We start from the raw sequence: 13,643 nt of genomic DNA, 5'->3' as shown, positions 1-13,643 counted from the left end.
CTACCTTCCCCAACGTCTTGTATATTCGGGAAATCGCCAACGCAACTTCCCGAACTATCCAGCTATTTCAACGCTTCAATGGGAGCGCCGAAATTAATATGCAGCACATTGCCGTCAATCACCAGCGCCGGAACAGATTTCACGCCAGCCACTTCAGCCTCAGCAACCCGATCAGGTTGCTCTCCCAGATGAACCACATCGATTTCAACATCTGCAGACAAATGCTGCAGAAGTGTCTGTTCTGCGGAAACACAAACCGGGCAACCTGCATGATAGAAACGAGCTTTAGTCATGATACATCTCCTTTAAATTATAGTATCGATTCGATACTATAATTTATGCTACGCTGCTTTTATCCTTTGTCAATATAGTTTTTAATCGATACTATATGCCGAGGAGGATTTGTTATGCCCGACATGTCACTTTTCGACGTACTTGACCGGCTTTCCAGCCTGACAAGGATGTGGTTTCGCCAGCATCCTTTACTGGCGGATCTCCAGCCAGTACAACTTAGCGCGTTAATGTATCTGGCCCGTTGCAACCGTTATTCCAATACGCCGCTTGGCGTAACGGACTACCTTGGGCTCACCAAAGGTACCGTGTCACAATCGCTGAAGCTTTTGGAAAACAAAGGGTTGATTGTTCGCAAGCCGGATGACCGTGATAAACGTAGCGTCCATCTACACTTAAGTGAGTCGGCCAATACCTTACTGGACGCCCTGCTCCCGCCAACGTTTTTAGTGGAGGGTGAATCGGCAATGGGTGAACGGGCGATCGTGCTCAGAGAGCTGCTGTTAGAACTGTTACGCGGGATCCAGAGGACCAACAATGTGCCTGGCTTTGGACTTTGCCATAGCTGTCGCTTCCACCAAAAAATTGATGGTCAGGGATTTTGTAATCTGACGAAAGAGAGATTGAGTGAAGAAGATTCATTGCTGATTTGCCGGGAGCATCAGCCGCCGGAAACATAAAATGGCTGGTGCAAAATCACACCAGCCATTATCTCTGTTAGTGCTTAACGATATACATTGTGCGGCTATAGGCCACATCTTCAGGGTTAGTAATCGGATACCCTTTCAGCCACGGTTTAATTAAACGCCCGTTGGTATACTGATAAATCGGTGCAATAGGTGCCTGTTCCATCAGAATTTTCTCCGCGGCGTTATAATCGGCATTGCGCGCTTTCTCTGTATTCTCCAGAGTTGCCTGGGTCAACACTTTGTCGTACGCCGGATCATTAAAGCGGGAGATATTGCCCGTATGGGTCGATGTTAATAGCGACAAGAACGTAGAAGGCTCATTGTAGTCACCCACCCATGAGGCGCGGATCACATCAAAATTACCGGTATTACGGCTGTCGATATACGTTTTCCATTCCTGATTCTGCAGTTTTACGTCAACACCGAGGTTCTTCTTCCACATAGAAGCCACTGCGATAGCAATCTTCTGATGATTTTCTGAGGTGTTGTACAGCAGCGTCAGTTTAAGCGGTTTCTGTGGGCCATAGCCCGCCGCACGCAGCAGCGTTTTTGCCTGCGCGTTCAGTTCTTCCTGACTCATTTGCTCAAACGGTGAAGGTTCCGGCACAAATCCTGCCGTTACATCCGGCGTAAAATGCCATGCCGGCTTCTCACCTGTACCCAATACCTTCTCCGCCATCAGACGACGATCGATAGTCATGCTGAGTGCCAGCCGCACGCGTGAATCGGCGGTCGGTCCCTTCTGGGTATTGAAAGCATAATAATAAGTACCAAGCTGCGGCGGGGTGTAAACCTGACCCGGGATATCCTTCAACAGTTTCTGATACATATTTTTCGGGAAGGATTCCGTGATATCAATATCACCCGCAAGATAGCGCTTGGTCGCAGCTGACTCCTGGTTGATCGGCAGGAAGGTGACTTTTTGCAACACTGTTTTGGCGTTGTCCCAATAATGCGTGTTCGGCACCACTTCCAGTTTTTCGTTCACGACGCGATCTTTGAGCACATAGGCGCCGTTACCAATAAGATTGCCTGGTTTGGTCCACTCTTTGCCGCTCTCAACGTTAGCTTTTTGTACCGGATAGAATGCAAAACTCGCTGTCAGATTGGCAAACCAGGGCAGCGGTTTATCCAGTTGAACTTTCAATGTCCGTGCATCGACAGCACTAACGCCAAGTTTATCAGGCGTGGCTTTGCCATCGATAATAGCCTGAGCATTATTAATTCCCGCCAGCGCCGCAAACCAGGCAAACGGCGACAGCGTTTTTGGATCAACCAGACGCTGCCAGCTATAGACAAAATCCTGCGCCGTTACCGGCGTACCATCGGCCCATTGCGCATTGTCACGCAGCGTAAACGTCCAGATGCGGTTATCGTTACTCTTCCACTGGGTAGCGACGCCAGGCACGATCTCACCCTTCTCATTCTGGTTGACCAGCCCTTCAAATAGATCACGAATAACCTGTATTTCAGGCAGCCCGACGGCTTTTGCCGGATCAAGCGACGCCGGTTCGTCTTTTATATGACGCACCAGTTCTTGTTTCTCTGCCAGTACCGTTCCGCTGGGAACATCAGCAGCCCAGGATAAAGAAATGCTGCTAACCAACAACGCACAACAGGTTACTGAAACAGAATGCTGCATAAGATACCCTCAATTCCGGCTACTAAGTGAATGTGTAATTATTTGTATCGCCAGCAGGAAATGCAATTAACTTCCGACAAGAAAGTGATATTACACCTGAAAAGATAAGTGTGTGAAAACGATTTGATTATCCATACATTTTGCACAACACTGCGAGTAACAATCCAAGCATTCAGAGATGACTATGACCGTTACCCGTCCCCGTGCCGAGCGCGGCGCATTCCCACCTGGAACCGAACATTACGGACGTTCCTTGTTAGGCGCACCGCTAATCTGGTTTCCTGCACTGGCAGCCGATCGTGAAAGCGGCCTGATACTGGCGGGAACGCACGGCGACGAAAACTCCTCTATCGTTACCCTTTCCTGCGCATTGCGTACGCTTAACCCTTCCCTGCGTCGCCACCATGTGGTGCTGGCCGTAAACCCTGACGGTTGCCAGCTTGGACTGCGCGCAAATGCGAACGGCGTCGATCTGAACCGTAATTTTCCCGCCGCAAACTGGAAAGCGGGAGAAACGGTGTACCGCTGGAACAGTAGCGCAGAAGAGCGTGATGTGGTGTTGTTGACCGGCGAAAGTCCGGGTTCAGAACCAGAAACCCAGGCGTTGTGTCAGCTTATTCACCGAATTCATCCCGCCTGGGTAGTCTCTTTTCACGATCCACTGGCCTGTATTGAAGATCCCAGAAGCAGCGAGCTGGGTTCGTGGCTGGCACAGTCGTTTGAATTGCCTCTGGTCACCAGCGTAGGTTATGAAACGCCCGGCTCTTTTGGGAGCTGGTGCGCAGACCTGAATTTACACTGCATAACCGCCGAATTTCCGCCCATTTCATCGGATGAAGCGAGCGAAAAATACCTGCTGGCCATGTCCAATCTGCTGCGCTGGCACCCTAGAGATGGAGCTGCCCGGTCGTAAAATGCAGGGCTGGCTCCGCATCGCTGGCAAGCCAGGTAGGGCCATCAAGATCGGCAAAGTTAACCTGCGGCGTAAGCGGTAACGCCGCACCGATAGCCCGGGAGGTACACAGCATGCAGCCCAGCATCAGCGCAAATCCCTGCTCGCGGGCTTCCGTTGCCAGCGCCAGTGCCTCCGTCAGACCGCCTGTTTTGTCCAGTTTGATATTGACCATTTCATAGCGTCCGTGCAGCGCTTTCAGGCTACTGCGAGTGTGGCAACTTTCATCTGCGCAGATGGGCAGCGGATGCACAAAATTCTCCAGCGCGGCATCATCCTGAGCCGGCAGCGGCTGCTCCAGCATTGCCACCCCTAAATCAGCCAACAGCTGACAGCGTGCCGCAAGGCCTTCTGCCCGCCAGGATTCATTGGCGTCGACAATAATCGTAGCGTCAGGAACAGCCGCACGAATGGCAACCATCCGCTCACTAATCAAGCGAGCATCCAGTTTAACTTTCAGCAGTTTTGCGCCATTTCCCCACAGCGCAGCCGCGCTCGCAGCCATTTGTTCCGGCGAGCCAATCACCACTGTTTGCGCCGTCGTCACCACTTCCGCCAGTTCACTTCCCACCAATTCCGCCAGCGACTTCTGCTGTTGACGCGCACTCAGATCCCACAACGCGCAGTCTACGGCATTTCGCGCAGCCCCTGCTGGCAGCAGCTTTTGCAGCTCTTCACGCGTAAGTCCGTTTTCCAGCTGTGGCGCAATGCTCATAATTTGCGCCAGAACAGAGGCATCGCTTTCACCGTAGCGCGGGTACGGTGTGCACTCGCCAATACCTGTGACGCCATTTTCTGTCAATTCGACGACAACCACATGCGCTTCGGTCCTGCTCCCACGGGCGATGACAAAGGGAGTGTGCAGCGGCCAGGCTTCCTCATATACCTTAACTGTTCTCATTTGTTTTCCTTAATGCAGTCCCTGAAGCGGATATCCGCAAATAGCGTTTGCCGTGTTAACTGTTGATGGCATAAACTAGCCTCGACGTTAACTATATGTAAACAGGAAGATAACCATGTCACAAACCGTTCATTTCCAGGGCAACCCGGTTGCAGTTGCCGGCTCCATTCCTCAGGCTGGAAGCAAAGCTCAGGCTTTTACCCTTGTGGCTAAAGACCTGTCTGACGTTACGCTGGGCCAGTTTGCAGGCAAGCGCAAAGTGCTGAATATTTTCCCAAGCATCGATACTGGCGTTTGCGCGGCATCGGTACGTAAGTTTAACCAACTGGCGACAGAAATCGACAATACCGTCGTACTGTGTATTTCGGCCGACCTGCCATTCGCCCACTCTCGTTTTTGCGGCGCGGAAGGTCTGAGCAACGTTATCACGCTGTCCACCCTGCGCAACGCAGAATTCCTGAAAAACTACGGTGTTGAAATCGCTGAAGGCCCGTTGAAAGGTCTGGCCGCACGTGCCGTAGTTGTTATCGATGAAAATGACAACGTCGTCTTCAGCCAACTGGTCAATGAAATCACCAACGAACCAGACTACACAGCGGCGCTGGACGTACTGAAAGCGTAAGCTGCGTTTGCATACAAAAATGCCTCCGGATGGAGGCATTTTCATTTACGGCATTACTCTTCGCTTTTTTTCTGTTGGCTCAGGCCGTACTCGCGCAATTTATTGGCAATCGCGGTATGCGAAACGCCGAGGCGCTTGGCCAGCTTGCGCGTGCTGGGATAATTCATATACAGCTGCGTCAGCACGGAGCGTTCAAAGCGGCTGGTAATTTCATCCAGCGACCCTTCCATCACCTCTTCTCCGACCGCAACCGTTGCCGCATCATAATCCGGCAGTAAAATATCCTGCGGCCGTAGCTCATAGCCTTCAAGCTGGGTCAACGCCCGGTAGATAGCGTTTTTAAGCTGACGCACGTTGCCCGGCCAACCGTAACGGGTTAACACCGTGCTGAGATCGGCGGACAGCTTCGGACGCGGCACGCCCTGCTCATCGGCAAAACGCGCCACGAACAGTTCGGTGAGCGGCATAATATCTTGTGGGCAATCGCGCAGCGGCGGCAGGTTTAACGTCAGTACATTCAGACGATAATAGAGGTCTTCACGGAAAAGTCCTTTCTGCACCAGCTCCACAAGGTTCTTTTGCGTCGCGCAAATCACACGGACATCAACATGAACTTCGTGATCTTCTCCCACGCGACGGAACGTACCGTCATTGAGAAAACGCAGCAATTTGGTCTGCATACGCGGCGACATTTCGCCAATTTCATCTAACAGAACCGAACCGCCATTCGCCTGTTCAAAGAACCCTTTTTTACCTTCCGGCGCATGGCCAAACAGCTCGCTTTCAACCGCATCTTCAGGGATTGACGCGCAGTTCAGCGCCAGATACGGTTTCGATGCACGTGGGCTTGCCAGATGGCAGGCGTGAGCAAAGAGATCTTTGCCGGTGCCGGTATTACCAGTAATCAGCAGCGGTGCGCTCAGCGTCGCCAGCTTGCGCGCTTGTTCTACGACGTGTTTCATTTTGGCGCTGACGGCAATAATCTGGCTAAACGCGCTGAGATCCTGCGTTGTCATATTTTGCAGCTGACGTCCCATTCGGATGGTGGAGCGCAACATCACCACCGCGCCGGTCAGCATCTGCTCCTGATTTTCGCCCTGCAAATGGACAGGCGTAATTTCCATCAGGAAATTCTGCCCGTTAATCACGACATGTTCGCTATGGGAATCCTGCGGATTGCTTTCCAGCCAGCGCTGGAAGTTAAACCCATTGATTAACTGGGCTGCGGTATGGTTGCGCATCCGCTCCTGGGTGTGCGCAAAAAGTTGACAGCTCGCAGGGTTCGCCATCTCAACTTTGCTTTTCATATCAAGAGAAAGGACCGGCTCAGGCAACGCTTCAAGCAGCGCACTTAGCGCCAGATGTTCACGTTCAGAAGGCATCCAGGGCACGGTGCGCACATCCGTAACCCCTGAAATACGGCGAATTTCAGCCATCAGGCTGCTGAAGTTGGTGAACTCCAGCTCCGCAAAATTAAGGTAAATCCGTCCGATGGGGTCAATCTCGATACCGCGTAAATCAATGCTTCTCAGCACCAGTAAATCGAGCAGTTCGCGGGTCAGACCAAGACGGTCTTCACAAAAGACTTCCAAACGCATAGGAACCTTCATCAGGACAAGGGATTATGTAGTAAATGATAAGACAGTATTTGGTTCGCAGGAAGAACTCTGTCAACAAATATTGACAGCGCGCTGGAAAATTGGGCGCCGGGGCGTAAAGTTATACGATCGGCGCCTGTTTTTTAGCTAACTTTCGCGCTGAGATTTGTTCTTTTGTAAGGTCTCTTTCACCTGACCAATCAGTTGACGGCGAAAATCGCCCAGTCGTGGCTTATCATCATCGATCCACGGCAGCGGTCGGCAAAGTTCCATAGCTTTAATGCCCAGACGCGCCGTTAATAACCCCGCGCCAATGCCCTGTGCGGCACGCGTTGATAAGCGGGCGGCTAAATCCTGCGACATCCAGTCCATCCCTACTTCCCGCACCAGCTCACTGGCCCCGGCAAAAGCGATATTCAGCAGCACCAGGCGGAACAGGCGCAGACGGCTGTAATAACCAAGTTCAATGCCATACAGCGATGCAATGCGATTAATCAGCCGCAGATTTCGCCAGGCGATAAACGCCATATCCACCAGCGCCAACGGACTGACTGCAATCATCAGCGTGGACTCTGCCGCTGAACGACTGATCTCACGCCGGGCTTGCGCATCCAGTACCGGCTGCACAAGATGGGCATACAGGCTGACCACTTCGCGATCGTTCTGCGTTTCATGAATTGAGGCATACCAACGCTGTAGAGCCGGATGCGACTGATCGATACCAGCCTGCTGCGCCAGTTTTTCACAAAATGCACGACCTTTTCCGGTTCCATGGCTGTGGAGCAAGTCTCGCGCTTCATCACGTTCGTGCGCGCGCTGACGCAATCGCCACAATCTGCGCCACTCGGTCGCCACCGATCCGACACCTGCGCCGATAATCAATGCGCCTGCGGCACATCCTCCCAGCGCGACCCAGTCCTGAGTCTGCCAGGCGTTCATGGTCCACTGCACACCCTGAGCAACAACGCTTACGCCAAACAGCGCCAGCCCGCCCATCACCATCTTGCGCCACAGACTGCGTTTGGGGCGTAAGGCCGCATCAATGACGGCCTCCGCCTGACCTTCGTCTTCCAGGGGTTCATCCACTTTCGCTGGAGAAAAAGTCTGCGCCTCCGTCTCATTGAACATTTGCTGCGCTTTAAACGCCGTGTTTTGTTCCACGTCCAGCGGACCTGAGAAATCGATACGCGGTTTTAACGGCTCGCTCATCGCAATTTATCTCCTATTAAAAACTCCAGCGCGGCATCAAGGCGGATATGCGGTAAGGGTTTATCGACATCCATAACCTGCGGGCGAAACGCCTCAAACTGAAAGCCCTGGCTGTCCCAGAACGCCTGTCCTGGCAGTCGCGCGGGCACTTCCCCCGGATAAACGGTTAGCGGTTCGCCATCGCTCAGACGATTACCACGCAGCGCCGGGATCTTTTCACCTTTCACGTCGATCAAGCCGCTGGTGGTTGCCTGCACCGATGCCAGCCCCAGACAATCCATGCTGATACCTTCGAACGCCGCGTTTTGCCATGCGTCCTGGATCAGTTGCTGCAATAACGACACCATATTGGCGTGCTGATCGACCGTGACGTGGTCGGCTTTGGTGGCGGCAAACAGCAGCTTGTCGATCACTGGAGAAAATAGCCGACGAAACAGCGTACGCTGCCCGTAATGGAAGCTTTGCATCAACTGGGTAAGCGCCAGACGCATGTCGTTGAACGCCTGTGGCCCGCTGTTGAGCGGCTGCAGGCAATCGACCAGCACAATCTGGCGGTCAAAGCGCAGGAAGTGATTCTTATAAAACCCTTTGACGACCTTTTCGCAGTAATAATTGAATCTTTCGCGCAACATGCCCGCGTTGGTGTGTTTGTCAGCCTGCGCCAGCTTTGATTCCCCCCAGGCATCGACATCCGGCCACGGGAAGAATTGCAGCGCAGGCGCGCCCGCCATATCCCCGGGCAGGACAAAACGGCCCGGTTGAATAAAATGCAGGCCCTGCTGTTTACACTGATGCAGATACTCCGTCCAGGCGGCAGCAATTTCCGCCAGACGGTTTTCATCAGCAGGCGCCAACGGATCCAGCCCCTGGCATAACTGCCGCCATTTTGCCGACCATTCGCCCCGCTGCCCCTGCAATAATCCGGTCATTTGCCGCGACCAGCTCAGATAATCCTGGGCAAGCATCGGTAAATCGAGCAGCCACTCCCCCGGATAATCGACGATCTCCAGGTACAGCGTGGAGGTGTCTTTAAAGTGGCGCAGTAAAGAGTCATTGGATTTATAGCGCAGCGCCAGACGTATTTCACTCACGCCGCGCGTAGGGGTCGGCCAGGTTGGCGGAGAGCCGTACAGTTGCGCCAGTCCCTCATCATAGGTAAAGCGCGGAATGCCAAAATCGCGTTGAGGAACCCGTTTTACGCCGAGCAAACGCTCTTCGCGCACGCAGCTGAGCAACGGCAGACGCGCACCGGCATGAATATTGAGTAACTGGTTTACCATCGCAGTGATAAACGCCGTCTTACCGCTGCGGCTAAGTCCGGTGACAGCCAGGCGTAAATGCCGGTCTACGCCGCGATTAACCAGCGAATTGAGTTCATTTTTAAGTCGCTTCATCGCCATCCCGTTTTGCTGAAGGAACCGAAGAAATTATAACAAACAGGAAGTAAAGATAGGGGTCAATTCTTACTTATCAACTACCTGGGCGGTACCTGGCGGCATTATTCTTACCGCCAGGAGCAGAAGAACTGCGTACGGCTTATTTATTCTCTACTTTAGGAAGCGAGATCTGGTTGATGCCACCTTCATTCGTCACCTGCGTATAGCCCATTTCAGTCAACATATCCTTCGCTTGTCCCGATTGACGCCCGGAGTTGCAGTACAGCTTCACAGTGTCGTTCTTATCAGGAACTTCAGCTGCAATACGTGCCTTCATTTCTTTTAACGGAATATTGACGGCCCCCTGAATATGCTGCTGTTGGTACTGTTCAGGAACGCGAACATCGATCCAGTGTTCGGCTGCGTAAACCGGCATGCCGATGACCAGAGCCAACGCTAATACACCTTTTTTCAACATAATATCTTCCTGACTGATAGTTGGATTTACCTCTACACTATACGCCAGTTCTTAAGAAAATATTGCGACCGCATTATCACCGTCTGCAGGCGCGGACGATTGTTCCTCAGGTTACCCATGCTGCAGTTAGCCTGTTGATTTTTCTACCCGCATTTGATGTTCCTACCCAACAATTAGGTGAGCAAAGCTGTAATTTATTATTTAATCTGATTGCAGGTGAGAAAGGATTACAGAATATCACGATAGGAACACAAATATTGCTGACCGACTTCCTGATATAAAACCTGGGTATTAATGCCCTGCGAAATAGATTTTTTAGTTCACCCTCAATACCCGTGGTAACAACCCAAAAGAATTCTGACAGCCCCCAAATTATATTTGTGAGCTGCCGCAAATTAACTGAGGGAATGTTGATTAATTGTTGCTTGCTTTTGCTGATTCAAATATCAGGGTTGATTACCTGAATAGCGTTTCGACAATTTTGCCGCAGCCCGACTCAACACCGGTTCCAGAACCAACGCCAGCAGCATTTTTAGCGGGCGTCGGGCGACGGACTTCACCGCCCACCCTGCTACACCCGCCGGGCCGTAGCGCAGCGCGGTCAGAAGCACCAGCTTACCTGCTATTTTAAAGCCCGGCTTAACCCTTTGCCCGGCACGTTGCCAGCGATTGTTCATTTCTGTCCTCACAATTGACGGAAGCGACTACGTAAGGAAAAAGTATCGGACGTCACATAACGCTCCATTTCACGTAAACGCTTTTCACTAGCCGCCAGCTCGCGATCGACGGCATCCAACAGCTCACCGCTTGATGGCTGCTGCTCGCCGGAAACCACATTGTCCGGCATCGGATCCAACACAAAGGTCAGCACGATGTAGGCGACGAAGGTGAAAAAGGCCAGGCCAAAAAAGACTGACAACACCACCAGGATCCGTACCAGCTTCACAGGCACATCGAGATAATGCGCAATACCTGCGCAAACCCCCTTCACCATGCCCTGCTGCGGAATACGCCACAGTTTTTTGTTCAGGTTAACGCCTCCCATTAGCGGTCCCTCCAGTTTGGATGTTCAGCATCGAGGATGTCTTCCAGCGCCTGAATGCGCTCGCGCATCCGCTGTGCGTCATCGTTGAGTTCAACCAGGCGTTGCTGTTCACTTTGCGACAGTTCGCCACGACTGGAACGGTTGCTGTAGTGCAGCCAGAGCCAAATCGGTAAAACGAACAACACAAAGATGGTTAACGGGATAGCCAGAAATAGCGCGCTCATGAGTACTCCTTACAGGTGATGAGCGGCGGCGCGTTCGGGCGCCGCCAGATGTTATTATTGCTTGTCTTGCTGCATTTTGGCTTTAAGTTGCGCCAGCTGCTCGCTGATTTCATCATCTGCTTTCAGGTCAGCAAATTGCTGATCCAGAGACTTCTGTTTACCGAAGTTATGGCTTTCAGCCTCGGCTTCCATCTGATCGATACGACGCTCGAAAGATTCAAAGCGCGCCATCGCTTCATCGAGTTTACCGCTGTCCAGTTGACGACGGACATCACGCGAAGAACTCGCTGCCTGATGACGCAACATCAACGCCTGCTGACGAGCACGGGTTTCACTGAGTTTATTTTCCAGCTCACCGATCTCTTTTTTCATACGCGCCAGCGTATCGTCAACCAGCGTCACCTCATGCTCCAGAGAGGCAATTAAATCGGTCAGTTTCTGCTTTTCAATTAACGCAGAACGCGCCAGATCTTCTTTCTCTTTACGCAGCGCTAGTTCTGCTTTTTCCTGCCACTCTGCCTGTTGGGCACTGGCCTGTTCGATACGGCGAGATAATTGTTTCTTTTCTGCCAGCGCACGCGCTGAGTTAGAACGTACCTCAACCAGCGTGTCTTCCATTTCCTGGATCATCAACCGCACCAGTTTCTGCGGATCTTCAGCCTTTTCCAGCAACGCATTAATGTTGGCGTTCACGATGTCGGCAAAACGAGAAAAAATACCCATAATGTAATCCTCACTTACTGTTCTGATATCGGGCTATGCCCTGCTGTTTTCGTAATGCACTTGGCGTGCCAACTTTTTATCTAATTGATTCTAATAATTATATCTAATTTTACCTGTTGCGAAAATTAGGGTAAATTGGTGAATAACACTAACAAATGGTGAATTTCATCATGGCTGGATACAAAGATAATCTTCTGGGTGAAGCGAACAGCTTTATTGAAGTGCTGGAGCAGGTTTCTCATCTGGCACCGCTGGATAAACCTGTACTGGTTATAGGTGAGCGCGGGACCGGGAAAGAACTTATTGCCAACCGCCTGCACTACCTCTCCACCCGCTGGCAAGGCCCGTTTATTTCGCTTAACTGCGCGGCTCTAAACGAAAATTTGCTTGATTCCGAACTGTTTGGTCACGAAGCGGGTGCCTTTACCGGCGCGCAAAAACGCCATCCAGGACGTTTCGAACGCGCCGACGGCGGTACGCTGTTTCTCGATGAACTGGCAACCGCCCCGATGTTGGTACAGGAAAAATTACTGCGGGTTATTGAATATGGCGAGCTGGAGCGCGTTGGTGGCAGCCAGCCGTTGCAAGTTAACGTACGACTTGTTTGTGCGACCAATGCCGACTTACCTCGCATGGTCAGCGAAGGCACTTTCCGCGCGGACCTGCTGGATCGCCTGGCCTTTGACGTGGTGCAACTCCCACCGTTACGCGAGCGTCAAAGTGACATTATGTTAATGGCCGAGCATTTTGCCATTCAGATGTGCCGCGAGATCGGATTACCTCTGTTTCCGGGTTTTAGTGCCGAGGCCAGAGAAACTCTCCTCCACTATCGTTGGCCGGGCAATATTCGTGAACTGAAAAACGTCGTGGAGCGATCCGTTTACCGGCATGGAACCAGTGATTACCCGCTGGATGAGATAATCATTGACCCCTTCCGCCGCCACACTACTCAGCCGCAGGCGTCGGAAACTAAACCGATGTCTGTAGGTTTACCGCTGGATCTGCGTGAATTCCAGCAGCAGCAAGAGAAAGACTTTCTACAAACCAGCTTACAGCAGGCAAAATTTAACCAGAAAAAAGCCGCTGAATTACTGGGTCTGACTTACCATCAGCTTCGCGCTTTGCTGAAAAAACACCAGATTTAACGCACATTTGCAGATGTCATATTGGCGGATTTGACGCATAACCTCATCAGGGTTTACCATGACGCCATTACTGTATAAAAAAACAGGTACAAATATGGCACTGGCACTCGTTGGCGAAAAAATTGACAGAAACCGCTTCACCGGTGAGAAAATTGAAAATAGTACATTTTTTAACTGTGATTTTTCAGGTGCCGACCTGAGCGGCACTGAATTTATCGGCTGTCAGTTCTATGATCGTGAAAGCCAGAAAGGGTGCAATTTTAGTCGTGCGATGCTGAAAGATGCCATTTTTAAAAGCTGTGATTTATCCATGGCGGATTTTCGCAATGCCAGTGCGCTTGGCATTGAAATTCGCCACTGTCGTGCGCAAGGCGCAGATTTTCGCGGCGCAAGTTTTATGAATATGATCACTACTCGCACCTGGTTTTGCAGTGCATATATCACTAACACAAATCTAAGCTACGCCAATTTTTCGAAAGTCGTGTTGGAAAAGTGTGAGCTGTGGGAAAACCGTTGGATGGGGGCCCAGGTACTGGGCGCGACGTTCAGTGGTTCAGATCTCTCCGGCGGCGAGTTTTCGACTTTCGACTGGCGAGCAGCAAACTTCACACATTGCGATCTGACCAATTCGGAGTTGGGTGACTTAGATATTCGGCGCGTTGATTTACAAGGCGTTAAGTTGGACAACTACCAGGCATCGTTGCTCATGGAACGTCTTGGAATCGCGATTATTGGCTAGTCTTCAGGG

16 protein-coding genes and 1 pseudogene are annotated in these 13,643 nt (G+C 51.7%); 6 read left to right on the top strand and 11 right to left on the bottom strand.

The window, feature by feature from the left end; translation table 11 throughout:
• Positions 1-62: 62 nt before the first annotated feature.
• Positions 63-293, bottom strand: a complete 231-nt coding sequence (locus OGX96_RS17100) for a glutaredoxin family protein (protein WP_008784905.1) — start codon at positions 291-293, stop codon at positions 63-65.
• Positions 294-407: 114 nt separating this feature from the next.
• On the opposite strand from OGX96_RS17100, the gene OGX96_RS17095 reads away from it, so the two are divergent.
• Entirely contained in the window at positions 408-971 is a 564-nt protein-coding gene (locus OGX96_RS17095; RefSeq protein WP_008784906.1) for a MarR family winged helix-turn-helix transcriptional regulator, read from the top strand.
• Positions 972-1,008: 37 nt separating this feature from the next.
• On the opposite strand, the gene mppA is transcribed toward OGX96_RS17095, so the two are convergent.
• Entirely contained in the window at positions 1,009-2,622 is a 1,614-nt protein-coding gene (mppA, locus tag OGX96_RS17090) for a murein tripeptide ABC transporter substrate-binding protein MppA (protein WP_008784907.1), read from the bottom strand.
• A gap of 184 nt (positions 2,623-2,806) precedes the next feature.
• Here mppA and mpaA point away from each other — a divergent pair, with 184 nt between their 5' ends.
• Positions 2,807-3,535 (top strand): murein tripeptide amidase MpaA, encoded by a 729-nt coding sequence (gene mpaA / locus OGX96_RS17085; protein ID WP_048216283.1) that lies wholly within the window; start codon positions 2,807-2,809, stop codon positions 3,533-3,535.
• On the opposite strand, the gene ycjG is transcribed toward mpaA, so the two are convergent.
• The gene (gene ycjG / locus OGX96_RS17080) at positions 3,510-4,475 is read right to left on the bottom strand and encodes an L-Ala-D/L-Glu epimerase (protein ID WP_008784909.1); all 966 of its coding nucleotides are present in this window, start codon (positions 4,473-4,475) and stop codon (positions 3,510-3,512) included. The two genes, mpaA and ycjG, sit on opposite strands and share 26 nt — an antisense overlap.
• A 115-nt stretch (positions 4,476-4,590) precedes the next feature.
• Between ycjG and tpx the strand changes: the two genes are divergently transcribed.
• Positions 4,591-5,097, top strand: a complete 507-nt coding sequence (gene tpx / locus OGX96_RS17075) for a thiol peroxidase (RefSeq protein ID WP_003020437.1) — start codon at positions 4,591-4,593, stop codon at positions 5,095-5,097.
• A gap of 53 nt (positions 5,098-5,150) precedes the next feature.
• Here the strand turns inward: tpx and tyrR are convergent, their stop codons facing one another.
• The 4 genes from tyrR to pspE form a co-directional block, all read right to left on the bottom strand.
• Positions 5,151-6,695, bottom strand: coding sequence for a transcriptional regulator TyrR (gene tyrR / locus OGX96_RS17070; RefSeq protein ID WP_008784910.1), 1,545 nt, complete (start codon positions 6,693-6,695; stop codon positions 5,151-5,153).
• Between the two features lie 147 nt (positions 6,696-6,842).
• Complete coding sequence (locus tag OGX96_RS17065) at positions 6,843-7,904, bottom strand: YcjF family protein (RefSeq protein WP_286583683.1); 1,062 nt, start codon at positions 7,902-7,904, stop codon at positions 6,843-6,845.
• Positions 7,901-9,298, bottom strand: coding sequence for a YcjX family GTP-binding protein (locus OGX96_RS17060; protein ID WP_003833262.1), 1,398 nt, complete (start codon positions 9,296-9,298; stop codon positions 7,901-7,903). Before OGX96_RS17060 ends, OGX96_RS17065 begins: the two co-directional genes overlap by 4 nt.
• Before the next feature lie 142 nt (positions 9,299-9,440).
• Positions 9,441-9,758, bottom strand: coding sequence for a thiosulfate sulfurtransferase PspE (gene pspE, locus OGX96_RS17055; protein WP_008784913.1), 318 nt, complete (start codon positions 9,756-9,758; stop codon positions 9,441-9,443).
• 155 nt (positions 9,759-9,913) lie between these two features.
• On the opposite strand from pspE, the pseudogene OGX96_RS17050 reads away from it, so the two are divergent.
• Positions 9,914-10,039, top strand: a pseudogene (locus OGX96_RS17050) (LacI family DNA-binding transcriptional regulator); the annotation flags it as partial.
• Between the two features lie 165 nt (positions 10,040-10,204).
• Here OGX96_RS17050 and pspD read toward each other — a convergent pair.
• From pspD to pspA, 4 genes are read right to left on the bottom strand one after another with little or no spacing between them, the layout of a single operon-like run.
• Entirely contained in the window at positions 10,205-10,435 is a 231-nt protein-coding gene (gene pspD, locus OGX96_RS17045; protein ID WP_003833267.1) for a phage shock protein PspD, read from the bottom strand.
• Positions 10,436-10,443: 8 nt separating this feature from the next.
• On the bottom strand, positions 10,444-10,803 hold the full coding sequence (pspC, locus tag OGX96_RS17040) for an envelope stress response membrane protein PspC (protein ID WP_003020497.1): 360 nt from the start codon (positions 10,801-10,803) through the stop codon (positions 10,444-10,446).
• Positions 10,803-11,027, bottom strand: a complete 225-nt coding sequence (gene pspB / locus OGX96_RS17035) for an envelope stress response membrane protein PspB (RefSeq protein WP_003020509.1) — start codon at positions 11,025-11,027, stop codon at positions 10,803-10,805. Before pspB ends, pspC begins: the two co-directional genes overlap by 1 nt.
• Positions 11,028-11,081: 54 nt before the next feature.
• Positions 11,082-11,750, bottom strand: a complete 669-nt coding sequence (pspA, locus tag OGX96_RS17030; RefSeq protein WP_003020532.1) for a phage shock protein PspA — start codon at positions 11,748-11,750, stop codon at positions 11,082-11,084.
• A gap of 155 nt (positions 11,751-11,905) precedes the next feature.
• Between pspA and pspF the strand changes: the two genes are divergently transcribed.
• Both pspF and OGX96_RS17020 read left to right on the top strand, forming a co-directional pair.
• A complete protein-coding gene (gene pspF, locus OGX96_RS17025; protein ID WP_167819984.1) occupies positions 11,906-12,895 on the top strand; it encodes a phage shock protein operon transcriptional activator in 990 nt (329 codons plus the stop codon).
• A gap of 94 nt (positions 12,896-12,989) precedes the next feature.
• Positions 12,990-13,634 (top strand): quinolone resistance pentapeptide repeat protein QnrB13, encoded by a 645-nt coding sequence (locus tag OGX96_RS17020; RefSeq protein ID WP_063865782.1) that lies wholly within the window; start codon positions 12,990-12,992, stop codon positions 13,632-13,634.
• Positions 13,635-13,643 lie beyond the last annotated feature (9 nt).

It is taken from the genome of Citrobacter sp. Cpo100 (assembly GCF_030332595.1).
Lineage (GTDB): Bacteria > Pseudomonadota > Gammaproteobacteria > Enterobacterales > Enterobacteriaceae > Citrobacter > Citrobacter portucalensis.
Note: the sequence above shows the minus strand (reverse complement) of the source record. Positions and strands in the feature narration are given on the sequence as shown.